Genomic DNA, 25,319 nt, shown 5'->3' on the forward strand with positions numbered 1-25,319 from the left:
CGAACGCTGTAAACTTCTTTTGTTCCATAAAAATGCTCCCCATACAGTAACAGGTTTTTATTATTTCACCTGTCTACTATATGGGGAGCATATCAAAATAGGGTGCAAGGGCAACTAAATCACCCTTTTTCCACTTGGGGTTGCGGTAGGGTTTGTGGGGGCGTTCTCCAAACAACGCTAGATATGCAGAATATAAGAAGTGTGGCAAGACCATCAGGTTAGATTCTTAAGTTCACTTTATACAGATGGAAATCCAAGACGGCATACTGTCCAGGGAAAGACGGCACAGTCGGTTTTTTATGGATAAATATGGAATAACTAATTTGCTTTTGACCGCTGCAAAAGGCATAATATACTTACTTAAAGTAATTATATTGTGAAATGGAGGCTGTATATGAACACCGATAAATTGTTTGCCCCTTTTCAGGCAGGAAGCCTGACCCTTGCCAACCGTATCGTGATGGCCCCTATGACCCGTGTGTATTCGCCCAATGGTGTTCCGGGTGAGGATGTTGCTGCTTATTACCGCCGCCGGGCCGAAGGTGGAGTGGGATTGATTGTAACGGAAGGGACAGCAATCAATCATCCGTCAGCCGTCAGCCACCAGAATATCCCGAATATCCACGGTGAAGCCTCTTTGAAGGGATGGGCAAAAGTGGTGGATGAGGTTCATGCTGCAGGGGGCAAAATCGTTCCCCAGCTCTGGCATGTCGGCATGGCCCGTACTATTGGCGAGCTGCCGAATGTGGACGCGCTGCCGATCGGTCCTTCCGGGCTGAACCTGGCCGGTGAGAAGATTACGGAACCGATGACCAAGCAGGAAATCGGCGGGATTGTCTCTGCTTTTGCGCAGGCGGCCGCGGATGCGAAGGCTGTGGGCTTTGACGGCATTGAGCTGCACGGGGCGCATGGATATCTGATCGATCAATTTTTCTGGGAGAAAACCAACAAGCGCACCGATGAGTACGGCGGCGACTTGGAGGCACGGACAACGTTTGCCGTTGAGATCATCGACGCTTGCCGCCGTGCGGTAGGGCCGGATTTCCCGATTATTCTCCGTTTCTCGCAGTGGAAGGCCGGCGACTATGCGGCCAAGCTGGCGCAGACGCCGGATGAACTGGCCCGGTTCCTGACTCCGCTAAGCAATGCAGGTGTGGATATTTTCCACTGCTCCACGCGCCGTTTCTGGCTGCCGGAATTCGAAGGCTCCGAGCTGAATCTGGCCGGATGGACGAAGAAAATCACCGGCAAACCCACGATTACCGTGGGTTCGGTAGGGCTGAACAGTGAGTTCGGTTCCGCAGTAACAGAGCAAAATGAAGAAGACAATCTGGACCGGCTGATGGAGAAGCTGGAGAAGGCAGAGTTCGATCTTGTAGCTGTTGGCAGAGCACTCATTAGTGATCCAGCATGGCCAGCCAAGGTGCAGAGCGGCAGAAAAGACGAAATTATTGCGTTTACTCCCGAGTCGACGAGAACACTTAATTAATAAGCATAGTTAGGTTTACAGCATCCACTGCAATCGGTTTTTTTGGCCGTGCAGAGGATGCTTTTTATTATAAGGCGGGTAGAGAGTTCGGGAGCAGCAGCGGAGTAAAGTGGAATTAGTGAAATTCAATCAGCTCTGAAACGCTCAGCAGAAGGGATTAGTTGGAAATCGTAGAGTTATTTTAAGTGAATTCACCGTAAAGGGGACGAATGGGGCTAATTAAGTCTACTTTTTCCAATTAGCATTTCTCAGGGGAGTGGAGGGGGAGGGATAAAAGGACTTTTTCCACTTGGGTGTACTTCGGGACCATAGAAGGCTGCAAGAAATGGGGAATTATATTTCAGCATATATGAGGGTCTGCTACCCACCGATTACCGGAATGGATGATTTATGCTATAATTTTTACTTGAGTATTACAAAATTAGCCTTGCATCTGCTGCAGAGCTTCATGAATAAAGGACGTGAAACCATGACGACGGGGAATAACTCACCGGACTTAAAATCCGGCAAGGGTGGTTCGAAGGATTACTCCAAGTATTTTGATTTCTCTGATGCAAAAGTCATCAGTGAGGTAGAGGGCAAAACGACCTACCGGATCAAGGGCAGGACGGTTCAGATCAACTCCAATCCGGACTACAAGGAAGGCAAGCGCCGGGGCAAGCAGGATATAGAGGTTATTGATTTCGACAATGCGGAAACGAATAAGATTATGGAAGAGTTCAGAGAGATCAACCGCCACAAGCAGCATTATTACTCGATTGCCACCTACGGCTGCCAGATGAATGAGCATGATACCGAGACCATGAAGGGGCTTCTGGAGCAGATGGGCTACCAGGGGACCGAGGACCGCAACATGGCGGATATTATTCTGCTGAACACCTGTGCCATCCGCGAGAATGCCGAAGACAAGGTGTTCGGGGAGCTTGGCCACCTCAAAAATCTGAAGCTGGAGAAGCCGGGCCTGTTGCTTGGGGTCTGCGGCTGCATGTCCCAGGAGGAAGGCGTGGTCAACCGGATTATGTCCAAGCACGGCTTCGTGGATATGATCTTCGGCACCCACAATATTCACCGCCTGCCGCAGCTGGTCAAGGAAGCGTATTTCAGCAAAGAGCTGGTCGTGGAAGTCTGGTCCAAGGAAGGCGACATTATTGAGAACCTGCCGAAGAAACGGGAGGGGATGCGTGCCTGGGTGAACATCATGTACGGCTGCGATAAGTTCTGCACGTACTGCATTGTGCCGTTCACACGGGGCAAGGAGCGCAGCCGCCGGCCTGAAGACGTCATTGCCGAGATGCGGGAGCTGGCCCGCCAGGGCTTCAAGGAGGTCACCCTGCTGGGGCAGAATGTAAATGCCTACGGCAAGGATTTTACGGATATTGACTATACATTTGGGGACCTGATGGACGATATGCGGAAGATCGATATTCCCCGTATCCGCTTCATGACCTCGCACCCCCGTGATTTTGATGATAGATTGATTGAAGTGCTCGGCAAAGGCGGCAACCTGACAGAGCATATCCACCTGCCGGTGCAGTCGGGAAGCACAGCCGTGCTGAAGAAAATGAGCCGTAAGTACAGCCGCGAGACGTATCTGGAGCTTGTCCGGAAGATCAAGGCCAATGTCCCGGACGCCGTGCTGACTACCGATATTATTGTCGGGTTCCCTGGCGAAACCGAAGAGCAGTTCGAAGAGACATTGTCGCTGGTGCGCGAAGTGGGCTATGATATGGCATATACCTTCATTTATTCACCGCGCGAAGGGACGCCCGCAGCCTCGATGGAGGATAATGTGCCGCCAGAGGTGAAGAGTGAACGCCTGCAGCGCTTGAATGATCTGATTAAAGAGCAGAGCCGGGTAAGCAATGACCGGATGCTTGGCGAGATCGTCGAGGTGCTCGTGGAAGGCGAGAGCAAAAACAATTCAAATGTGCTGTCCGGCCGCAGCCGGGCCAACAAGCTGGTGCATTTTGAAGGGCCGAAGGAACTGATCGGTACCTTTGTGCAGGTTAGAATTACGGATACGAAAACATGGTACATCAAGGGGGATTGCGTGGCGGAGGCCGTGTCAATTCTATAATCATAGAGGAATGGGGCGATAGCAGTGAGCCAGGAAGAACCGCGTCTGAACAATTACGGCATGCAGACCTACAATACCCGTGACCTGATTGTGCGGGAGGATATTATGGGCAAAGCCAAGGAGCTTGCTTCACTCATTTCCACCAGCGAGGAAGTGAAACACTTCCAGCAGGCTGAACTTAAGATACAGAATCATGAGCGGGTGCAGAGCCTCATTGCAGCCATCAAGAAGAAGCAGAAAGAGATTGTGGCGTTCGAAAGCTTCAAGAACAAGGAAATGGTCGCCAAAATCGAACGTGAAATTGAAGTGCTGCAGGATGAAATCGACGGGATACCGGTCGTGAATGAGTTCCAGCAGAGTCAGAGCGATATCAACTATCTGCTGCAGCTGGTGATCTCTGTGATCCGGGACACCGTCTCCGAGAAAATCAATGTAGAAGCGGGTACGGAAGCTCCTCCTTCAACCTGTGGCGATTAAATCAAGGATGCAATCACTTATTAAATAAGCAGCGGCAAAGGATGATTCATTGTGAGCGAGAACGGAGAACAAACCTATAACGTCAAAAAATACCGCACACCGGATGGGGTTCCGGCCGATATAGTCATGTTTACGCTGACCAAACGCGAGCGGAAGACCGTCACCAAGACACTTCCGCTGCGCGAACTGAAGGTGATGCTGGTCAAACGCAAAAAATGGCCGTGTGCCGGGATGTGGGCGCTGCCGGGGGGCTTTTGCCAGGAAGATGAATCCATCTACGATGCCGCAACCCGTGAGCTGAAGGAAGAAACAGGTGTGGACGGCGGTCATCTGGAATACCTCGGTGTCTACAGTACGCCCGGACGCGATCCGCGCGGGTGGATTATCAGCCATGCATTCTTTGCGCTGGTGGAGGAGTGGATGCTCGAACACAGACAAGCGTCCGATGATGCGGGTGAGGTGGGGCTGTTCACGCTGCAAGAAGCGCTTGAGGAGCTTGAGCTCGCTTTTGACCACCATGACATTATTACCGATGCCTACTTGCGGATTCAGCAGCAGATGCTGCAGACGACGATTGCCCGGCAGTTTCTGCCGCACCACTTCACGCTCAGCGAGCTGTATCAGGTGATCCAGACTGTCGTGCCTGAATTTAAGGAGCCTAATTTTATCCGCAAAATCACTTCAACCCGCAGCCGGCAGGGTATATTAAAAGAAGTACGTGATGAAGCCGGCAATCCGGTCAGCTCCAACCAGTACTCACAGCGTCCGGCACAGCTCTATATGTTCACGGATCATGAGCCATTGTTATCCATCTATACTTAGGAGGTAACCGGAATGAGAGCCTTGATCGTAATTGACTTCACCAATGATTTTGTGGACGGCAGCCTGCCGGTGGGACAGCCCGGTATTGATATCGCACCACGGATCAGTGAACTGACACAGGCGTTCGTTGACAGCGGCGACTATGTTGTGATGGCGGTGGATCTGCATGAGGAGAATGATCCTTACCATCCGGAGGCCAAGCTGTTTCCGCCCCATAATCTGCGGGGCACTGCAGGCCGCGAGCTATACGGCAGCCTCAAAGACATTTACGAACAGAACCGTAAATCCATCTGTTGGATGGACAAAACGCGCTACAGTGCCTTCTGCGGCACAGATCTGGAACTTAAGCTGCGTGAACGGGGCATTACTGAACTGCACCTGACCGGAGTCTGCACGGATATCTGTGTCCTGCATACGGCAGTGGATGCCTATAACAAGGGCTTCAGCATTGTCGTTCACAAGGATGCCGTAGCCAGCTTCAATCCGGAAGGGCATCTCTGGGCGCTGGGACATTTCAGCGGAAGTCTCGGAGCGACGGTAGTGAGAGAAGAATAGCTAGGAGATGAGGATTTGAGGAGAGAACTTGCTCTACATACAGACAAATATCAGATCAATATGATGTACGCCCACTGGATGAATGGAAGCCATAAGCGGAGAGCGGTGTTCGAAGCCTATTTCCGCAAGCTTCCGTTCGGCAACGGCTTTGCCGTATTCGCCGGGCTGGAGCGTATCACCCAATATATCTCTGAGCTGCGGTTTACAGAAGAGGATATCCGCTACCTGTCGGAGCAGGAAGAGAACTATGCGCCTGCTTTTCTGGAAGAACTGCTGCAGTTCCATTTCCAGGGCAGTATCTATTCCATGAAAGAGGGGGCGCTGGTTTTCCCGGATGAACCGCTGGTCCGGGTCGAGGGCACCATCATGGAGGCGCAGCTGGTGGAGACAGCAATCCTGAACTTCATGAACTACCAGACCCTGATCGCCACCAAGGCATCCCGGATTAAGCAGGTGGCTCCGAAGGATACGCTGCTTGAGTTCGGCACCCGGCGCGCGCAGGAAGCAGATGCGGCTGTCTGGGGCGCCCGCGCGGCTTATGTCGGCGGCTTTCATGCCACCTCGAACATGCTGGCCGGTAAGAAATTCGGCATTCCCACCAAGGGAACCCATGCCCATTCCTGGGTGCAGAGCTTTGCCAGCGAGCAGGAGGCCTTCGATGCGTATGCCAAGGTGATGCCGGATGGCGTTACCCTGCTGGTGGATACCTTCGATACTCTCCGCAGCGGTGTGCCGCATGCGATTAATACTGCGAAGAAGCTGGAAGCGGCGGGCAAGCGGATGAACGGAATCCGGCTGGACAGCGGCGACTTGGCTTATTTATCCATTCAGGCGCGCAAAATGCTGGATGAGGCAGGTTTGGACTATGTGAAGATCGTAGCCTCCAATGATCTGGATGAAAATACAATCATGAACCTGAAGTCACAAGGAGCGGCAATTGACACATGGGGTGTGGGTACACAGCTCATCACTGCCTCAGACCAGCCTTCCTTGGGCGGTGTGTACAAGCTTGTCGAAATAGAATCGCCTACCGGTGAAATGGTGCCGACAATCAAGATATCCTCCAACCCGGAGAAGGTATCTACACCCGGCAAAAAGGAAGTCTTCCGGATCGTCGGTCCCAAAGGCAAGGCCTTGGCCGACTATATCAGCTTCCCTGATGAGCAGGAACCGCGCAGCGGCGCCCGTTTGAAGCTGTTCAATCCACTGCATCCGTATCTGCAGAAATATGTGGAGAAATACGAGGCGGTATCCATGCTGGAGCCGATTTTTGTGAACGGGTTCCAGGTCTACAAGCTGCCGGTTCTCGATGAAATCCGCCGTTATCATCAGGAGCAGATTGATTTGTTCTGGCCGGAGTATTTGCGCAAGCTGAATCCCGAAGTGTACCGTGTTAATCTGAGCGAGCTGGTTTGGACCCGGAAGCAGCAGCTGATTGCCGAGCATATGATGCCGGATCTGAACGATGAGCTGAACTCTGAAATCTAATCTAAGCTAGCTGGGACATGAGGGCTGTCACTGTAGTAGAATTTCTATATAGGGACAGCCTTTTTGCAACGTAAACACACGGTTACCGGCAGCGCCGCTATCTATAGAATGAACCGGGAATTTCTCTCGTAGGACAATAAAGTTATTGACACTGATAGATTGGAATAATATATTAATTATGTACTTATTTACAATTTCATTGCCGTGAGGGACTATTTGTTTTTTTACCACAAAAGTTAAAGCGCTTTAACTTTTGTGGGCCGTAAGCCGCCAAGCTGATGCTGCCGGGGAGGTGAGGAACCAGACTGCATTACCGATTATCCGAAATGTTACTAACAAGGGTATGCTTCCAAGGCGAGTTTTGCACAAAGCTTTTTGAAGCCGATGTCTACAAAACTTTGAGGAGTGATTGATGATGAAAAATCAAGGGAAGCGTATGTGGCACTGGAAATCTTTCGTATTGTTATGTCTGGCTATCTTTATCCTCCCTGCGGGCTCAGCTTTTGCAGCGGTGAACAAACCTTTTCCCCAGCATACCACGTATACCAGCGGGACGATCAAACCGAATAATGTGTCTCAAACGGCGATGGACAATGCCGTGAAGACCAAATGGGATGCATGGAAAGCGGCATATCTCAAGCCTGCCGGCACCGGCAAATATTATGTCAAATATAACTCGGCCGGGGAAACGGTATCGGAAGCTCATGGCTATGGCATGCTGTTCACGGTGCTGATGGCCGGCTACGACAGCAACGCCCAGACGTATTACAACGGTTTATATAACTATTACATTGCGCATCCCAGCTCCATTAACCCTTATCTAATGTCCTGGAAGCAAAACAGCAGCTTTCAGAACATTGAAGGCGAGGATTCCGCGACCGACGGAGACATGGACATCGCTTTCTCGCTCCTTCTGGCCGACAAACAATGGGGAAGCAGCGGTACGGTCAACTATCTGCAGGCAGCCAATAATATCATTAACGCCATTATGGATAACGAAATTAACCAGAGCCAGTGGACGATCCGGCTCGGGGATTGGGCTAACAGCGGCGCGTATAATACGGCTACACGCCCTTCGGACTTCATGCTGAATCATCTCAAAGCCTTCCAGGCGGCGACGGGAGATTCCCGCTGGCAGAACGTAACGGACAAAACCTACACCCTTATTAACAGCCTCTACAGCGGATACAGCTCCAGCACCGGACTGCTGCCTGACTTTGTCGTGTATTCGGGGGGCGTCTACAAACCGGCGGCAGCTAACTTCCTGGAAGACCCAAATGACGGAAATTACAACTATAACTCCTGCCGGACGCCTTGGCGCATTACAACGGATTACCTGCTAACCGGAGATAACAGAGCCTTGAACCAGTTGAACCAGATGAACAGCTGGATCCAATCGAAAGTCAACAGCGCTCCGGGCAGTATCAAGGACGGCTACAAGCTGAATGGCTCAACATTCGGAAGCTACAACAGCGGCGCTTTTTACGCTCCTTTTGGCGTCAGTGCAATGACTTCCGCATCCAATCAGGCTTGGCTGAATTCACTCTGGAGCCATACCTCCGGCAGTGCAGCGGAAGACTATTATGAAGACAGCATCAAGCTGTTCTCGATGATCGTAATGTCCGGTAACTGGTGGACTTACTAATTCGATGAAGAGTTGGCGATGAATCACAGGCCCATCCAGCGGATGGGCTTTTTTGAAGTTGGGCGGACATGTTTCAAGCCTGTGATATTTATCATGTTTTATGTGACAAATTTAACATCTTAATTTTTAATTTTATTGCTAAATTAAGGGTGACATTTGTTCCACCTTTGACTTGGGAAATTCCAGATCGACACACAATGTTCACTCTTTGTCGTTTTTATGGAAGATTATCTTCTATTAAAGTAACGCAGCGCTGTCGCGTATAAAGAAATCGATTGAAATCCATAAATTATTGTGATTCCCCAAGCGTGGAAAATGCAAGATTTGTCACTTCGCGGCCTGCGAAATCAAGTTACAATCGTTGAAAAAGTCATAAGGATGTTATTCTACTTGACACTTAGAAAGGGGATATGTCGGTGGTACAATTACCAATCGTTAACGATCTTGGATTTTTCGAGATTCGTCTGGAATCTATTGGAGGCTTGGGTGCGAACCTGGCGGGCAAGATGCTCGCGGAAGCGGGAGTGGTCGGTGCAGGGCTGAACGGTGTCAGTTTCTCGTCTTACGGCTCGGAGAAGAAGGGGTCTGCGGTTAAGGCGCATATCCGTTTCTGTGATCTGAACACGCATATCCGCGATACCTCGCCGGTAGAACGTCCCCATGTTGTGGGCGTGTTCCATGAAGCGTTGGCTAAGACAGTCAACGTGACCAGCGGTATCCTTGAGCACAGCACTGTGCTGGTGAATTCGGCCAAGTCGCCCGGGGAGCTGAAAGAGCTGCTGAAGATGAAGGCCGGAACCATTGCCGTGATCGATGCAACCAGCATTGCCCTGAAAGAGAAGAATCGTGTAAATATGGCGATGCTGGGCGCATTGTTCCGGCTCTGTCCATTTCTTGATACCGAAATCATGAAGGGCGTTATTGAGAAGTCCCTCGGCAAAAAATATCCGCAGGCCGTCCAGTCGGCCATTTCGACGTTTGAGCGCGGCTATAATGAAGTGGAATTTATGCAGTTTGAGCTGGCTGCCGGTGACAGCATGCCTGAATATGTCCGTTCCGATATTGGCATTCTGGGTTATGAGACTCAGCCGATCGGCGGCTCGATTATTAATCCGGGCAGCACCTTCCTGAAGAATCTCAGCATTTCTCGCTCCGGTATGCTCCCGGCGTATGATAACGAAGCTTGCATTCACTGCGCCCAGTGCGATACTGTATGTCCGGATCAGTGCTTTGTATGGGAAGAACGGATTGACCGCAAGGGCCGTTCGCAAATGTTCCTGACAGGCATCGATTATCAATATTGCAAGGGCTGCCTGAAATGTGTGGGCGCATGCCCAACCTCGGCGCTGTCAAGCCAGCGTGAGAAGGAAGGATATGCGGACAGCCACACGGTGCACCATCAATTTAATCTGGTAACCCAGGCTTAATATTCGGAAGAAAGGTGGAATGAATAATGGCTATCGATTATGAAAAAGAAGTAGGCTCTGCCAAAGTGGAGCAGAAATTCCTATATGAATCCGGCAACGAAATGGCTGCTTATGCCGCCCATCAGATCAACTATCATGTGATGGGTTATTTCCCCATCTCGCCATCCACTGAGGTTGCCCAGTTCCTGGACACCATGAAAGCCAGCGGACAGCATGACATCATGCTTGTTCCTTCGGATGGTGAGCATAGCTCCGCGGGAATCTGTTACGGCGCATCGACTGCGGGCGGACGTGTGTTCAACGCAACCAGCGCCCAGGGCTATATGTTCATGCTGGAGCAAATGCCTGTACAAGCAGGTACGCGTATGCCTATGGTCATGAACCTGATCTGCCGCTCGATCTCAGGTCCGCTCAACATACACGGCGACCACTCTGACTTATATTTTGCCCTGAATACCGGCTGGCCGATTCTGATGTGCCGGGACCCGCAGTCTGTCTACGACATGAACCTGATGGCCCTGAAGCTGGCTGAGCACGCGAAGGTCCGCCTTCCGGTCATGGTCGCTTCCGACGGCTACTTCACGTCCCACCAAAAACGCCGTGTCCAGGCTTTTGCCCACCGTGAAGATGTTCATAAGTTCGTAGGCGAGCAGCCCCCTGCAGGCTTTACAGATACACTGGACCGCAATAATCCGGTAACCGTTGGCCCGTACATGAACGAACCTGATTATATCAATAACCGTTACCAGCAATCCGTTGCCATGTACAATGCCGGGGAAGTATTCGAAGAGATTGCCCAAGAGTTTGCCGAGCTGACCGGACGCCACTATCCGATGATCGAGCAGTACCGGATGGAGGACGCCGATGTTGCCGTGTTCCTGATGAACTCCGCATCGGAGATCATCAAGGATGTGGTCGACCAGCTCCGCCTGCAAGGAATCAAAGCCGGTGCCATCTCCCCGAACATGATCCGTCCATTCCCGCAGAAGCAAATTGCTGAAGCGCTGAAGAATGTGAAGGCTATTACGGTTGGGGACCGTGCGGATTCGGTCGGCGGACACGGCGGCAATATGGTCAACGAAATCAAGGCAGCGCTGTTCACATATGGCAATACCACTACTAAGGTAATCAGCCGTATTTATGGCCTGGGCGGCAAAGACTTCTACGCCGAAGACGGACATCATTTCTTCCAATTGGCAATGGATGCTGTAGCTGCTGACCGGGTGGACATTCCGTTTGATTACTACGGCCACAATCCGGGAACGCCGGAGAATGCGCCTAAGCGTCTGCTGAAGCCGATGGATTTTGAATCCCTCAAGACAGGTCTCATCACCGTGAAGCAGAATGAAGAGACCGGCAAGCTTAGTGTGAAGGTTCCGCCCGTCCGCAGCCTGATGAAGAAACCGAGACGCTTGTCCCCGGGACATGGCGCATGTCCTGGCTGCGGTATTTTTTCCGGCCTGGAGCTCTTCTTCAAGGGTATCGAAGGGGATATTGTGGCCCTGTACCACACTGGCTGCGCGATGGTTACGACTACCGGCTACCCTTATTCGGCACATAAATCGACGTTCATCCATAACCTGTTCCAGAACGGTGCAGCTACGCTGTCCGGTGTCGTGGAAATGTTCTGGGAACGCAAACGCCGCGGTGAACTGGATGGACTTGGCCTGAAGGAAGACTTTACCTTTGTCATGGTTACTGGTGACGGCGGAATGGATATTGGTATGGGCCCGGCCATCGGCGCAGCACTGCGCGGCCACAAGATGATTATTGTAGAGTACGACAACGAAGGATATATGAATACAGGGGCTCAGCAGTCATACTCCACACCGCTCGGCCACCGTACTTCAACCTCAAGCATCGGCAAAACACAGCAGGGTAAGGTCACCCAGCATAAGGATACGGCGCAGATCATGGCCGCGACCAATATCCCTTACGTGTTCACCGGCTGTGAGGCTTATCCGCAGGATTTGCTCAAAAAGGCCGCCAAAGCCCAGTGGTATGCCCAAAATGAAGGACTGGTCTACGGCAAGATTCTCATTGCATGCCCGCTTAACTGGATGAGCGAAGACAAAGACGGTACGGATATTGTATCGCTGGCGGTAGAATCCTGTTTCTTCCCGCTGTATGAAGTAGAGCAGGGGACGACAACGATTACGTACAACCCTGAAGACAAGGACAAACGTGTAGAAGTTTCTGCATGGCTGAAAACGATGGGCAAAACCCGCCATCTGCTCAAGCCGGAGAACGAACCTGCACTGCGTGCTTTCGAAAGTGAAGTACAGCGCCGCTGGACCCGTCTCAAAGCCAAACACGAGCATCCGGATTTGTAGGACTTATAATATCTGCACTTATTTATAAATATGATGCCTGGCAGGATTCACCTGCCGGGCTTATTTATATCCTCAGGGAATAAAAAAACCATTTATTAAAATGCTTTTATAAAGTAATATAATAAATGAGGTGAGAGCAGATGAAGAACATCGGAGGCAATGCTCTGGTGATCAAGGAAGTGAATATCAACCTGGTGCGGCGCATCCTGAAGGAACGCAAACAGGCTACCAAACGGCAGATCGCCGAGGACACGGGACTCAGCGTTGTTACCGCCGGCTCGGTGCTTGAGGTGCTGGTCCGGCAGAATGAGGTGCTGGCGGCGGGGCAGATTTCATCCAGCGGGGGAAGACCTGCCCAGCAATACATATACAATGATGAGCATGCTTTGGCGCTGATCCTGTTCCCTTTTGAAGAGGGCGGGGGCATCTGTATCCACTGTACGGTGGTTACCCTATTTGGGCGCTGTCTGTATGAAGCTAACCGGCCTGTAGAGCAGGTGGATTTGGTCTGCTTCGAAGTCATTATTGATGAATTGCTTAACCGGTATCCTGCTATACAGGCGATCGGCTTCGGATTGCCCGGCGCAGAAGCGGGGGGGAGGCTGGTGTTATCTGATTATGAGGCCCTGCGCGGTATTCCTGTGGCGGAGCATTTCAGGGAACGCTGCCGGAAGCGGGTCATTATCGAAAATGATGTGAATGCGGCAGCGATTGGCTACTATAGCCGAACGGGGAGGGCAGCGGCGGCTTCGGCGGTGTATTTATATTTTCCTGACCGTTTTCCTCCAGGGGCCGGGATTATTATTAACGGCAAGCTTCATAGAGGGAGAAGCGGTTTTGCCGGTGAGGTAGCCAATATCCCTTTGGGTATTTCCTGGAGCGGCAGCGAGTGGCAGTCTTCACCAGCGGGGATGATGGAAGCAATCGCCAGACTGACGGCTACAGTCAGCAGCGTGCTGAACCCGGACGCTGTTGTGCTGTACGGCAGCTTTTTGCAAGTGGACCATCTTAGCGGCATTAAGGAGCAATGTGCGGGGCTGCTGCCGCCCGGTGCGGCTCCGCAGATTGTGCTAAGCACGGATTTTGCCGCGGATTATTTGGATGGCATGATTGTTTCAACGCTCGCAACCCTGGAAACGGGGCTGCAATTGACCAAATTTGAAGCATAGGTGGTAGACATTTATGGCTACGGTTTTTCTGATTATTATTTATTTGGCTTTTATCAGCCTTGGGTTGCCGGATTCCATGATTGGAGCGGCCTGGCCGATGATGCGCCCTGATTTCGGGGCACCGGTGGATGCGGCGGGGCTGCTCTCCATGATTGTGGTTGCAGGTACAATCGTCTCCAGCCTGGCTAGCAGTGCGGTGCTGAATAAGCTGGGGACGGGGAAGGTTACTTTTATCAGCGTTGCCGTTACGGCAGTTGCTTTGCTGGGCTTTTCATATTCGCCTTCGATTCTCTGGCTGGCCGTGCTCAGCTTTCCGCTCGGACTCGGTGCAGGCTCTATTGATGCCGGGTTGAACAACTATGTGGCTACTCACTACAAAGCCCACCATATGAGCTGGCTTCACTGCTTCTGGGGGGTAGGCGCTATGCTGGGCCCGATAATTATGTCACGTTATATTGCTGCAGGTGAATCCTGGCGGCACGGTTTTTTGACAGTCAGTCTGATTCAGTTCGCTCTGGTTGTACTGTTGTTCATTGCGCTGCCGCTCTGGAAGCGGGCCGAACCTGCAGATCAGGCGCCGGACGGGCAAATTCAGCAGGAGATTATTTCGCCGCAGGTTCCGGGGACAGGGGTGCTGCGTATGAAGGGCGTGAAGCTGGCCTTGACTACCTTTCTTTTTTATTGCGGGGTAGAGGCAACGCTTGGGCTCTGGGGCAGCAGCTTTCTGGTCAATGTAAAAGAGCTGTCTGCGGCAACCGCTGCCGGCTGGGTATCGCTCTATTACGGGGGGATTACCTTAGGGCGATTTGTCACCGGTTTTGTCACCTTCCGTTTTAATAACCGCCAGCTGATCCGTACCGGCATATTAGTCTCTCTATTGGGGGCGCTGCTGCTGGTCCTGCCGCTGCCGGCTATATTCTCTTTATTCGGGTTTATTCTTGTAGGCCTTGGCTCTGCCCCCATCTTTCCGTGTATGCTGCATGAGACGCCCGCCCGCTTCGGCAAAGAGCATTCCCAGAAAATCATGGGCTATCAGATGGCTATGGCCTATACCGGAGGTGCTTTTCTGCCTCCTATGCTAGGATGGATTGCTGCGCGCAGCTCGTTTATGATTCTTCCGTATATGCTGGTGGGATATATAATTGTAATGCTGATAAGCTCTGAGAAAATTAACGCGGTAATGAAGAAGCGGAAAGAAGAGGTGTCCATGTGATGAAAACTGTGGATTGGCAAAGTGGAGTCTGGAGCAATGAGCCGGTCTCCGCAAAGGTTCGGGATGGAGCCTTCATTGTAGAAGCGGCGGAAGGCAGCGATTATTGGGAACAAACGATGTACGGCTTCCAGCATGACAACGGGCACGCACTGCTGGCATCCTGGGAGGACAGTGACGCAGTGGAGGTTAGCTTTTCGCTGCAGGGGTTCACAGAGCTGTATGACCAGGCGGGGATTATGCTGTGGCATAGCAGCACGGAATGGATCAAAGCCGGTATTGAGCTGAATGACGGTGTACCGCATATCGGTGCAGTGGTAACAGACGGATATTCCGACTGGTCGCTGTCACCTGTACCGGAATGGTCGGGCGGGGTGGTCACCATCCGGGCTTCCCGGTTGAATGATGCAGTGGTGATCAGAGCCAGAACGGAGAATCATCCATGGCGTACGATCCGGGTGGCGCGGTTTCCGTATGAGACAGGGAAAAAGGCAGGTCCGTTCGTCTGCGCACCTACCCGTGCCGGACTGCAGGTCACGTTCACACGCTGGGTAAATACGGCACCTGATAAGGACATCCATGTTGATCCTCCAATGGTCTGAGCTTGTCCGGCGTATACATCCCTGACCTGGTCACCCGGCTGATCACAAAACCTTAGCCAGCTCAAGGATTGATCTTTGCGCCTTCCTTAGGTATATTTTTGTTAATTTAGCCAAGCGGTTAACCGCAGGCCGGTATCAGCATCCGCAGGAAGGGAGCTGTTCCGGCCTTTTTTTAAAATAAAGTCCAATTTCCTTTTTTTCGGGCGTGTTTTTCAGCACGTGAGAGCAGATAACGTGTGCAGAAGACAAGCAAGATACTGCCTGCCAGCAGGATAAGGAATGCCCGCCACCAGCCGGCGCCGATATGGCCGTATAAGGCTCCGCGCACCAGAATCAGGCTGTAGGTGACCGGAAACAGCGCGGACAGCCCGGTCGCCCAGACCGGGAATACGGCAGGAGGAATGCGAACCCCGCCGAACAGCTCCATGGGTGTCTGGAATATGTAGTATAGAAACGAAGACTCCCGCGAGAACAGCGAAACTGCGCACAGCAGCGCGCCCCAGATGACTGCCGCTGCCATAATCAGCAGCAGGGCAGGAATCAGGGCGGCCCAATTCACGGTAGAAGCATCAGAGACGAACAGGAAGGTCAGCAGCGAAAAGACTGCAAACATCCAGATTCCATGAAACAGTGAATATAGGGAACGTCCGTACAGAAAAGCCATTTTGGGCGCAGGTGTCAGAAAGACAGCTTCCACCGTGCCGCCCTTGCGTTCCAGCTCGAACAGCCAGGCCGCCTCGACTACTGTCCAGAACAGCTGAAATACCAGATAGCCGCTCAGCAGAAACAGAGGGATTCGCTCATCGGGAATGATCCGGGAGAGGACAGAGCCGGCTCCGCTGCGGTACGGCTTCATGGTGAAATAGGAGGTCAGGAAGCCGAGCGCGGGCCACAGCAGCAGAGAAAAGAAAACAAACTTGCCCCTGGAGCGGTTACGGTGCTGTTTGGAGAGCTCTGCTAAAGTGGTGGACCATAACCTTTCTATATTCATGATACCCTTCCTTCCGAGAGCAGAATAATCGCATCCTCCAGATTGGGCTTGTCGCAAGTGAAGCCGTTAATCCGAAGTCCGTATTGCATCGTCCAGGGAAGAAGCTCAGTAATCAGCATGTCGGCAGAAGTGGACCGCACAGAGATCCGGTAAGATTCTTCTGACCGGCTGGCGGAATTTCCATCACTGTCCTTGACACCGCCGATCAGCTCTGCAGGATGCCCCAGCTTGCCAAGGTGCTCCTGCAGCAGCGGCCGCAGTGCCTCATCCCATCCGCTAACCTGCAGATGGGCAGTCTGCAGCCCTGCAACCTGCCTGACGATCGCGTCAGGCTTGTCACACAGCAGCAGCCTGCCGCGGTTCAGCACGTAGACCCGGTCACACAGCTCTTCAACCTCCTGAAGATAATGGCTGGTCAGCAGGATGCCTTTCCCATGCTCTTTGGCGAGGCTGCGCACAGTGCTGCGAAGCTGTCTGGCAATCGGTGCATCCAGACCCAGTGTAGGTTCATCCAAAAATAAATACTCCGGATCATTGATCAGGCCGCGGGCAATTTGCAGGCGCTGCTTCATTCCTTTGGAATATTGCTCCACAGGCTGATCTGCCGCTGCCGTGAGTCCCACTTCAGCCAGCAGCAAGTCGCTCAGGCTGCGGATCTTTGCAGTATTCAGCCCGTAGAGCCGGCCGAAATACTGCAGATTTTCCCGGCCGGTGAGCCTCCAGTACAGCATGCGCTCGCCACCGGCAATCATGTTGACTTTTTGCTGCACAGAGCGGCGGTTGTCTGCCATGGGCATTCCGTCGATCTCAATGCTCCCTGAGGTGGGGTCAAGCAGAGTGGACAGCATGCGGATGGTTGTGGTTTTGCCGGCGCCGTTCAGGCCCAGCAGACCCACAATCTCACCTTTGGCGATGCTCAGTGTCAGGGATTGGACGGCGGTCACGGTCCGGGTCTCCGCACGGAAGAGTCCGAGCCTGTTTTTGGTTTCATATATTTTGGTCACTTCATTCATTTGGATCATGTTTCTCATTCCTTTCATGCTTGATACTTCTCAAATAATCCCCGTTCTACCAGACGGTTGCTCCACATCCCCACAGCTATGTATACCAGACTAAGCAGAAGTGCCGGCAGTGTGTCACGCAGCGGGATCGCTTCACCCGTAAGGAGAGTTCTCCGCAGAAGCTGGAGGGAAGAGGTCAGCGGGAACACCCCGCCGGCCGCCTGCAGAAATCCGGGCAAATATTGCCGCGGGAACTGAAAGCCGCACAGCAGCGTGGTCACCGCGAACAATGTGTTTTGAACGATATAGGTATCCCGTGTATATAGCATGATGCTCCCCAGCACCAGAGCCATGGCATAACAGGAAAGTATAAAAAGCCCACCGCTTACCCCTACCGAAAGCAGATGTGGTGCAGAGAGACGCATTCCCGCTAAAATTCCGAATACGAGTACAGCAAGCAGCACCATTCCGCTGCGGTAAAACTGCTGAAGGGCCGTGCCCAGAAAATAGCCGTTCCGGCTGGAGGGGGAGAGCAGCAGCGCCTCCAGCGTGCCTTCACGCCATTCGGTAATAAGTGCTCTGGACACATTCATCATCATGCTGACGGAGAATACATTCAGTGCCCCGCCTATGATGGCGTAAGCCAGATAATTGCCGCTGCCGGCATAAAGTGCGAATCTGTCATCCAAATCCCCCTGGATAAGATAGACGTAGGAGAAATAGGAGACGAGGACCAGATACCCGCCTTCAATTATATGACCCAGGGTAAAAGCCCAGGGAAAGGCTCTGAGATTTGCTCTCTGGTTTCTGGCTGCTGTTGCAAAAACGGTGTGCCACACGGGCGGACAACTCCTTTATGATGATCGGGTCTTATTGTTCAAAGTACTGCCTCTGCATCACAATCAAGCTGTCGAAGGCCTCTTTCCGGCTGGTGTAAAATAAATAGTTCCCCTTGCGCTCGGCTCCTGCCAGCCCCGCTTCACTGAGCAGCTTCAGCTGCTTGGATACAGCAGCCTCCGAGATTCCCAGAAGGGGGGCGAGCTGCTTCGTGCAATGCGGGCCCTGCCAGAGCAGCCTGAGAATCCGCAGCCGTGTGGCATCGCCAAGGGCTTTGAACTGGCGAAGCAGATCCTCCGGCGGCGCTTCACTGCAGGGCAATCCGGGAATATCCACGGCAAGCGGCAGCACGAGGCTGTCTGCTGTCCAATCGATCAGCAGGTGAGGGAAGATGAAGGTGGAGGGAAGGACATACACATTCTGCAGATCTTCATAGGCAAAATAGTACGTCTCCGCCTTCTGTGCAGTAATCCTCCCTTCCGCAGCCCGAAGACGGGGATGAAGGGTATTCAGCGCTTTTTCCGCCGAACGGGAGAGGGCTTCTTGAAACTGGGCGGCAGCCGTGCTGATCCAAGGCATCACATAGTCCCATTCCTTGCGGAAGTAATCCCGCTCATACGTCTCCAGAGTCTTGAGCAACAGGTTGCGGACAGATGCTGTATGCTGAAGCAGGTACTGGCTGGCTTCATCGGGTCCGCCACCCGGCTTGCGGCCGGTCCTGCTGTTACCTTGCTGCCATTCTAGTATGGTCCCCAGAGAAATTTTGTTGTTCAGCAGCAGATGAATGAATTCAGCGTCGGGCAATTCTTTTAGCAGGTTAATTCCACCGGTTACCGGCAGGGGTGTACCGCTGCGGCCGGGAAGCATTAATCCCATCCATTGATCCGATAATCGTCCCAAGGTGTCTATAGCTTCCAGCAGGTCGGGGGGCATTTGGCGCTTGATATCCTTAGCCCATTGCAGACGTTTCGGGTGATGCTCCGGCTGGTATAGCACATGCAGGCTGCACAGCAGCTCGTGAAAGGGACTAACGACAGTTTTGACTTTGCGTTGCAATTGTTGGAGTGAGCTCATCTCTTTCCTTTCCGATTAACCATTCAGTTAATCAAAAACCACTTTCGCGAAAAGTGTTCAACAGTATAAGGACAACAGCCCAGAATGTCAATTAAATCTCTAACTCTAGCAAAAAAGGCGAAAGAACCAAGTGCAGCTCACTGAGCACACCTGGTTCTTTCGCCTTAGATTGGGGTTTCTAATTGTGATCATAGATTGGCCTTCAAATCTGAGATAACAATTATGTGCCCTTGTAGATCTCCCGCATAACATGCCTAAGCTCCGGGATAATCAGCCGCTCCATAGCAAGCTTGACCGCACCGGTAGAGCCGGGCATGGAGAAAACCGCCGTGCTGCCGATGGTGCCGGCAATCGCCCGGCTGAGAATCGCAGCGGAGCCAATATCCTCGGTGAAGCTGAGCAGCCGGAAGATTTCTCCGAAGCCGGGAAGTGTTTTGTCCAATAGAGAGGCTACCGCCTCATATGTGGTATCCCGGGGCGATATCCCCGTCCCGCCTGTCAGAAGCACGGCTTCGATGCCGGAATGGACCGAGCTTTTATAGACCAGCTCGCGGATATCTTCATAGTCGTCCTTGACAATTGTACTGCCGGCAACTACATATCCGGCTTCTTCAAGCATGGTTCGGATCAGCGCGCCCCCGGTGTCGGTTTCCGGTGTACGGGTGTCCGAAACCGTGATCACATAACAGGCCACACTCTGGGGCGCTTCGCGCCGGTGTTCATCTACGGATGACAAGCGGACCAACTCCTTTTTGCATCAATGTATTTCTCATGATAGGGGATGGCTGGCGCAAAGACAAGCCGGGAGAGCAGAGGGAAGGCTAACTGTGCATCTCAAAATATAATTTATATGCTTCGCGCTCTAAATTATCCTTCTATTTCCCGCTGGTGCGCGAATTCAGCCGGATTCGATTGCCTTTTTCCAACTGGTGCTTGCGAAAAAGCAGGTGAGCAGTACTAGTTGGAAAAAGGGAACTTATTTCTCCCACAAATCAACAATTGTAAGAATGAAGTGGAAAAAGGAAACTTAATTAGGCGATATTACTCCGTTAGGAGCAAAACCGGCAGAATTAGTTAACCTTTTTCCACTTAGCCAGTGGGGAACAGATGGTGCCCGAGCCATTAGTTAATCTTTTTCCACTTGAAATTTTCGAGGAATACCAAAGGTCTTCCAGGCAACGCTAAACTGAAATCTATTCAGACAAGGATGGCGTAGCCGTTTCTACTTGTCCGGTGCCTTGCACCGCAAAGGTACTTGTAGTACACTCGCTACCATAACGGAATTTTGTGCAGGGAGAGATGAAACATGGAACAGGCTATGCCGGTTTATATATTGTCAGGATTTCTTGGAAGCGGCAAAACCACCTTGCTGCAGCGCCTTTTGGATCACTGGAAAGCTCAAGGGCTAAAGCCGGCGGTCGTCATGAATGAGCTGGGAGAAGTGAATCTGGACGGGCTGCTGGTCGGGCAGTCGGTGCCAATGGCCGAAATGCTCGGGGGCTGCATCTGCTGCTCGATCCGCGGTGATCTCAGCACAGAGCTGGCTACGCTGATTAAAAAAGAGTCGCCCGATGTTGTCGTCATTGAGGCCACCGGAGCCGCTAATCCGCTGGAGATTGTCGATGCGGTAACAGAAATCTCATTGTATCAGCTGGTGGAGCTGAAAGGTCTGATCACGGTCGTGGATGCCGCACATCTTATTGAGCTGTACCGGTCCCAGCAGGGATCGACCTACCGGCTGATGCAGGAGCAGATCCGCTGCGCATCGGTGCTGATCCTGAACAAAACCGACCGCGTAACTCCACAGGAAGCGGAAGAGATTACCGTGATCCTGCGCAAGTGGAATGCCTATGCGGAAATCCTGCCTGCGGTGCGTTGTGACTTGGAGCCGGAAGCGCTGCTTGAAGGGATGGGGGGCATTCATGCCGAAGCCTGCTTCCAGGCAGACGAAGAGATGCAGGCCGCACATGCCGGCGAAGCCAGTGAAGCGGGGGCTGAGGTGCATGGTTCCCATGATCATGTAATGGCCTATACCCACTACTTCACACGTCCTGTGAACAGTGAGGAATTTGAACAGTTTGTGAAGGAGCTGCCAAGGGATGTATACCGCGCGAAGGGGATTGTCACGTTCAGCGATACCTCCAGCCGCTTTCTCTTCCAGTACGCCTACAGAGAGGCGGATTTCATGAAAATCACCCCCCAGGGCGATGTGCCGGATGTGGCGGTTTTTATCGGAGAGCACTTTTCTTCCCGTGAGCTGCGGACCCGGCTTCTCCAACTGGAGAAGCGTATTCTGGCCAGACCGGCTGTTGTAAAACGAAGTTTGTAGCAGTGCTCCCCGCCCGAGGGGAGTGGTTCGTTCCTTTTCTTGCAGGTTAATACATAGGCATACCCTATAAAAATTGCAGGAGGTTAAAGGCTATGACCCGAATTCAATATCAGGAGTGCATCGACGCTTGTATCCAAACTATGAACGCCTGTAACTATAGCTACGTCTCAAGCCTGAAACAATATGATCTTGCGTCGCTTCGAGAAAGTATCAGACTGGACCGGGAATGTGCGGATATTTGCTCCTTCGCTGTACAGGCCATGACCCGTCAAAGTCCGTTCGTTGCAGAAATTCTCCGCCTGTGCGCAGAAATCTGCGAACGCTGTGCCGATGAGAGCAGCAAACACATACACACACATTGCCAGGAATGCATTAACGCCTGCCGTGCCGCAGCGAGAGCCTGCCGTTTGATCAGCGATACGGTAGAAGTATACGCTTAATTTGTTACCCAACCCTTTTATATATTGCAAAAAAGCATGATTCCAAAACCAGAGGCTCCGGCAGTTTATACTGCTGGCATCTGGTTTTTTTGCTTTATTAGCTTTAATAGCATTCAATCTGTTCATCTGAAAAGGAAATTGGAGCCGCCCCGGCGAATTAAGTGAAGGAAGAACGTTAAGGGGATGATAAAGGAATGACCCTTGCAGGTATCAGTACGCAGAGGCGCGCTGAGGGTAATGCTTCACCACTTATTGAGCTTACCCGTGCCACGAAATTTTATGGCCGCCGTCCTGTGCTGAGCGAAGTATCCTTGCTTGTGGAATCCGGAACGGCTACGGCTCTGATCGGAAGGAACGGTTCCGGCAAAAGCACACTGCTCTCCATCCTTGCCGGATTGACGAAAATTTCGTCGGGCACACTGGTGCGGTATGAGCGCAGGCTAACCGTAGGATATGCCCCCGAAGCTTTTCCGGGGCTGAAATTGCCGGCCGAGCAATATTTGCTCTGCATGGGCAAGCTCGCAGGCCTTACATCTGCTGCAGCAGAAGCCAGAGTGACAGAATTGCTGGAGGTTTTTCACCTGGAAGAGTTCCGCAGGCAGAGTATGGCCGGATTCTCCAAAGGAATGCTGCAAAAAGTGAATTTGATTCAAAGTCTGCTTACACAGCCGCAGCTGCTGCTGCTGGACGAGCCGATGTCAGGTCTGGATCTTCCTGCCCAGCATACAGTGATTAGGCTGCTGCAGGAGTTGAAACGCAGGGGGACCGCGCTGGTGTTCTCCATACATGAGCCAGAGACAGTAGAAGCCTTGGCAGACAACGTCCATGTGCTGCAGGCCGGCAGAACCGTCAAGATTATTTATGGCCAAGAAAATATGCGGGTTGCACCCGCTGCTTACATAGTTTGTAATAACATTCCAGAGCAATGTAAAGAGGACATTTTGGCGATGCCCGGGATTATTTTCATACATAATGAACCGGAGGGTGCTTCCGGGGACGATTTAAAAGTGACTATAGAGGCTGCAGCGGCAGATAGCTATCTTCTCCGGGTGCTCACGGCAGGGGGATCAGTAGTATCTGTAGAGCCCTGTGGCGGTTTGAGTACAGGTGGCCTGGAGCAATGGATGGACCCCAAGCCAGCCAAAGGGGGAGCTGCGGAATGAGGGCGCTTATGGTTTATCTGCTTCGCAGCTATACGGCTTCCCAGCGGTACTTCGGGCCTGTTGCCGGTACAATTATTGCGGTACTGATCCTTTATTCTTATACCCCTAATCCTGTGATGAACAGCTACGCAGCCACTGCCATTATTCTTTTTGCCGGTTCTGCCTGGATGGGGCTAAGCTTCTTGAATCACGAGCATCCGGTACAGCGGCAGGTAACGATAGTTCAGGCAAAGAGCAAGTGGAGATATAACCTGGGTACATTGCTTACTTTGGTTCTGTTTATAATGCTGCTTGACCTGCTAATTGTAATCTATCCGGTGCTTACCGGACATTTTGATGAACCGGCAGGTCTATACAGAATGACACTCGCCTTCGCCGGCCATTTCCTGCTGGGTCTGTTAGGTATGGCTGTCTCTCTATACCTTCAGGCTTCCTGGGTACCCAAAACCAGCTACGCTGCCGGTCTTTTGCTTACGGTTCTTATAATCTCCATAGGTGCGAACAAAATGAGCGCACTCATCCCAGGTCCATTTGTACATCTCCTGCTTCCTCCGGCAGCTCCGGTGATGGATGTCCTGATGAATGCCGATAGCTTGCCCTTGATGCGGGTAATGGGGGCCTTCCTGCATGCACTGGTCTATATAATGCTGTTAACCGGATTTTATTTATACCGCTCCAGCCGGATGGATGACCGCAAAAGCTTGTGAGGAGACTAATTCATAGATAGAAGGAGGAACGGGAGGAACGATGAAGGATACACAAGTACCGGAGAGTGAACAATCCAAGGAGCTATTTGCTTATTTCGGCCTGGCCGTCTATTACTGCCAGGCATTGGAGCAGCAGTTGACCAACCTGCTGCTGCTTACGAAGCTGTCTCAGGGGGAAACGCCAACAGAAGCGGATCTTGCGGAACTGTATCAGCGCAAGCTGAGCAATTCACTCGGCCAGCTCATCAAAGAAATCCAGCATCACTTCCCTTTTTCGGAAGAGGAAACCAACCAGCTGCAGGCCGTATGGAAGCAGCGTAATCATATTGTACATGATTATTTCAAGGAACGGATTCAGGAAACCTTCACGCCGGCCGGCAGAGCACATATGATCCGTGAACTGAAGCGGTTCAAGAATAAAGCCCGCAGGCTAGAGATTAAGCTCCAGGGCTACTGTACCGAGCTGTACAGCAAATTGGGACTTGAAGAAGAGAATTTGATCTGAGCCGATCCCTATTTACGCCCTTCCACTGATAAAAGGCAGCCCCGAAAATCTTTTCGGGGCTGCCTTTTATTTGCTGTTTGTTGCTATCCCCTCAATCGTTTCATCGAACAACGCCTGGCAACTCATCTTATTAAGTGGGAGTCGGCGCTATATCGCAGAACATTCGCCGAAATGGTAGACTTGCTGTGTAAACCAATCCGATATACCTTAACTTCCAGAACTGCGGGGTTATGTTCATATTGAGTTCATACAGTTGCCGTAAAATGTGGCGGCATAGGCCGAAAGGGGGAAGCAGATGCCCAAAGTGCTGGTTGTAGACGATGATGCAAATATCCGCGAACTGGTGCGGCTCTACCTCGAAGATGAAGGGATTGAAGTCGTACAGAAGGGAAACGGCGCCGAAGCGCTGGAATACACCGAGAACCAACCGCCGGATCTGGTTGTCCTGGATATCATGATGCCGGGAATGGACGGTTGGGCCTTATGTGCCAGGCTCCGCGAGCTTGGAGACATGCCGGTGCTCATGATTACCGCGAAAGGCGAGCCGGCGGACCGCATCAAAGGCTTCAAGCTGGGTACCGATGATTATCTCGTTAAGCCGTTCGACCCGATGGAGCTTGCGCTTCGGGTCAAGGCGCTGTTGAAACGTTACCGGATCGCCTATTCCCAAACGGTACGCCTTGGCGATCTGCGGTTGGACCGCAAAAGCTACCACGTGGTGAACAAGGACGGTCTAGAGCTCACCCTGCCCATGAAAGAATTTGAACTGCTCTACAAGCTCGGGAGTTATCCGGGGCAGTTGTTCACCCGGAATCATCTGATCGCGGAGATTTGGGGCATCGATTACGAAGGAGATGAGCGGACCGTGGACGTACACATTAAGCGGCTCCGGGAGCGCTTCGCCGGACACGATTCGGATTTCCGCATTGTAACGCTGCGCGGTCTCGGCTACCGTCTGGAGGTGTACCGGGATTAAAT

23 protein-coding genes are annotated in these 25,319 nt (G+C 52.1%); 18 read left to right on the plus strand and 5 right to left on the minus strand.

What is annotated here, in order from left to right; translation table 11 throughout:
* The first annotated feature begins 394 nt into the window (after positions 1-394).
* The 12 genes from BLQ82_RS07130 to BLQ82_RS07185 all read left to right on the plus strand — a co-directional run bounded on the left by BLQ82_RS07130 (position 395) and on the right by BLQ82_RS07185 (position 15,294).
* The gene (locus tag BLQ82_RS07130) at positions 395-1,489 is read left to right on the plus strand and encodes an NADH:flavin oxidoreductase (protein ID WP_062528541.1); all 1,095 of its coding nucleotides are present in this window, start codon (positions 395-397) and stop codon (positions 1,487-1,489) included.
* 469 nt (positions 1,490-1,958) lie between these two features.
* A complete protein-coding gene (gene miaB, locus BLQ82_RS07135) occupies positions 1,959-3,566 on the plus strand; it encodes a tRNA (N6-isopentenyl adenosine(37)-C2)-methylthiotransferase MiaB (RefSeq protein WP_062528592.1) in 1,608 nt (535 codons plus the stop codon).
* Between the two features lie 60 nt (positions 3,567-3,626).
* Complete coding sequence (locus tag BLQ82_RS07140) at positions 3,627-4,043, plus strand: YlbF/YmcA family competence regulator (protein ID WP_425281140.1); 417 nt, start codon at positions 3,627-3,629, stop codon at positions 4,041-4,043.
* Between the two features lie 51 nt (positions 4,044-4,094).
* Positions 4,095-4,865: an NUDIX domain-containing protein gene (locus tag BLQ82_RS07145; protein ID WP_425281074.1), complete on the plus strand. Its 771-nt coding sequence runs from the start codon at positions 4,095-4,097 to the stop codon at positions 4,863-4,865.
* A gap of 12 nt (positions 4,866-4,877) precedes the next feature.
* Entirely contained in the window at positions 4,878-5,420 is a 543-nt protein-coding gene (locus tag BLQ82_RS07150; protein ID WP_062528538.1) for a cysteine hydrolase family protein, read from the plus strand.
* 15 nt (positions 5,421-5,435) lie between these two features.
* A complete protein-coding gene (locus BLQ82_RS07155; RefSeq protein WP_074647998.1) occupies positions 5,436-6,908 on the plus strand; it encodes a nicotinate phosphoribosyltransferase in 1,473 nt (490 codons plus the stop codon).
* A 412-nt stretch (positions 6,909-7,320) separates the two neighbouring features.
* Positions 7,321-8,553: a family 8 glycosyl hydrolase gene (locus BLQ82_RS07160; RefSeq protein WP_244280719.1), complete on the plus strand. Its 1,233-nt coding sequence runs from the start codon at positions 7,321-7,323 to the stop codon at positions 8,551-8,553.
* 416 nt (positions 8,554-8,969) lie between these two features.
* Positions 8,970-9,980 carry a 2-oxoacid:acceptor oxidoreductase family protein gene (locus BLQ82_RS07165; protein ID WP_425281073.1) on the plus strand — a complete coding sequence of 337 codons (1,011 nt, stop codon included), beginning with the start codon at positions 8,970-8,972 and terminating at the stop codon, positions 9,978-9,980.
* Positions 9,981-10,006: 26 nt separating this feature from the next.
* Positions 10,007-12,313 (plus strand): thiamine pyrophosphate-dependent enzyme, encoded by a 2,307-nt coding sequence (locus BLQ82_RS07170; protein ID WP_062528535.1) that lies wholly within the window; start codon positions 10,007-10,009, stop codon positions 12,311-12,313.
* A 140-nt stretch (positions 12,314-12,453) separates the two neighbouring features.
* Positions 12,454-13,482, plus strand: a complete 1,029-nt coding sequence (locus BLQ82_RS07175) for an ROK family protein (RefSeq protein ID WP_062528534.1) — start codon at positions 12,454-12,456, stop codon at positions 13,480-13,482.
* A 13-nt stretch (positions 13,483-13,495) separates the two neighbouring features.
* Positions 13,496-14,695: an MFS transporter gene (locus BLQ82_RS07180; RefSeq protein ID WP_062528533.1), complete on the plus strand. Its 1,200-nt coding sequence runs from the start codon at positions 13,496-13,498 to the stop codon at positions 14,693-14,695.
* Positions 14,695-15,294 carry a DUF1349 domain-containing protein gene (locus BLQ82_RS07185; RefSeq protein ID WP_062528532.1) on the plus strand — a complete coding sequence of 200 codons (600 nt, stop codon included), beginning with the start codon at positions 14,695-14,697 and terminating at the stop codon, positions 15,292-15,294. The genes BLQ82_RS07180 and BLQ82_RS07185 overlap by 1 nt, the downstream gene beginning before the upstream one ends.
* Positions 15,295-15,466: 172 nt before the next feature.
* Here BLQ82_RS07185 and BLQ82_RS07190 read toward each other — a convergent pair whose 3' ends face one another.
* The 5 genes from BLQ82_RS07190 to BLQ82_RS07210 all read right to left on the minus strand — a co-directional run bounded on the left by BLQ82_RS07190 (position 15,467) and on the right by BLQ82_RS07210 (position 19,933).
* On the minus strand, positions 15,467-16,285 hold the full coding sequence (locus BLQ82_RS07190) for an ABC transporter permease (protein WP_062528531.1): 819 nt from the start codon (positions 16,283-16,285) through the stop codon (positions 15,467-15,469).
* On the minus strand, positions 16,282-17,325 hold the full coding sequence (locus BLQ82_RS07195; protein WP_244280720.1) for an ABC transporter ATP-binding protein: 1,044 nt from the start codon (positions 17,323-17,325) through the stop codon (positions 16,282-16,284). The genes BLQ82_RS07190 and BLQ82_RS07195 overlap by 4 nt, the downstream gene beginning before the upstream one ends.
* Positions 17,322-18,125 (minus strand): ABC transporter permease, encoded by an 804-nt coding sequence (locus BLQ82_RS07200; protein ID WP_062528530.1) that lies wholly within the window; start codon positions 18,123-18,125, stop codon positions 17,322-17,324. Before BLQ82_RS07200 ends, BLQ82_RS07195 begins: the two co-directional genes overlap by 4 nt.
* A gap of 31 nt (positions 18,126-18,156) precedes the next feature.
* Positions 18,157-19,197, minus strand: a complete 1,041-nt coding sequence (locus tag BLQ82_RS07205; RefSeq protein ID WP_062528529.1) for an ArsR/SmtB family transcription factor — start codon at positions 19,195-19,197, stop codon at positions 18,157-18,159.
* A 220-nt stretch (positions 19,198-19,417) separates the two neighbouring features.
* Positions 19,418-19,933, minus strand: a complete 516-nt coding sequence (locus tag BLQ82_RS07210) for a MogA/MoaB family molybdenum cofactor biosynthesis protein (protein WP_062528528.1) — start codon at positions 19,931-19,933, stop codon at positions 19,418-19,420.
* A 570-nt stretch (positions 19,934-20,503) separates the two neighbouring features.
* Here BLQ82_RS07210 and BLQ82_RS07215 point away from each other — a divergent pair.
* The 6 genes from BLQ82_RS07215 (at position 20,504) to BLQ82_RS07240 (ending at position 25,317) form a co-directional block, all read left to right on the plus strand.
* Positions 20,504-21,526: a CobW family GTP-binding protein gene (locus BLQ82_RS07215; RefSeq protein WP_062528527.1), complete on the plus strand. Its 1,023-nt coding sequence runs from the start codon at positions 20,504-20,506 to the stop codon at positions 21,524-21,526.
* 92 nt (positions 21,527-21,618) lie between these two features.
* A complete protein-coding gene (locus tag BLQ82_RS07220; RefSeq protein ID WP_039834980.1) occupies positions 21,619-21,966 on the plus strand; it encodes a four-helix bundle copper-binding protein in 348 nt (115 codons plus the stop codon).
* A 194-nt stretch (positions 21,967-22,160) separates the two neighbouring features.
* Complete coding sequence (locus tag BLQ82_RS07225) at positions 22,161-23,129, plus strand: ATP-binding cassette domain-containing protein (protein WP_062528525.1); 969 nt, start codon at positions 22,161-22,163, stop codon at positions 23,127-23,129.
* Positions 23,126-23,836, plus strand: coding sequence for a hypothetical protein (locus BLQ82_RS07230; RefSeq protein ID WP_062528524.1), 711 nt, complete (start codon positions 23,126-23,128; stop codon positions 23,834-23,836). Before BLQ82_RS07225 ends, BLQ82_RS07230 begins: the two co-directional genes overlap by 4 nt.
* 40 nt (positions 23,837-23,876) lie before the next feature.
* Entirely contained in the window at positions 23,877-24,341 is a 465-nt protein-coding gene (locus BLQ82_RS07235) for a hypothetical protein (RefSeq protein ID WP_039834981.1), read from the plus strand.
* 295 nt (positions 24,342-24,636) lie between these two features.
* Positions 24,637-25,317 (plus strand): response regulator transcription factor, encoded by a 681-nt coding sequence (locus tag BLQ82_RS07240; protein ID WP_062528523.1) that lies wholly within the window; start codon positions 24,637-24,639, stop codon positions 25,315-25,317.
* The last annotated feature ends 2 nt before the right edge of the window (positions 25,318-25,319 follow it).

Origin of the sequence: Paenibacillus jilunlii, assembly GCF_900102965.1 — a bacterium.
Classification (GTDB): Bacteria; Bacillota; Bacilli; order Paenibacillales; family Paenibacillaceae; genus Paenibacillus_AQ; species Paenibacillus_AQ jilunlii.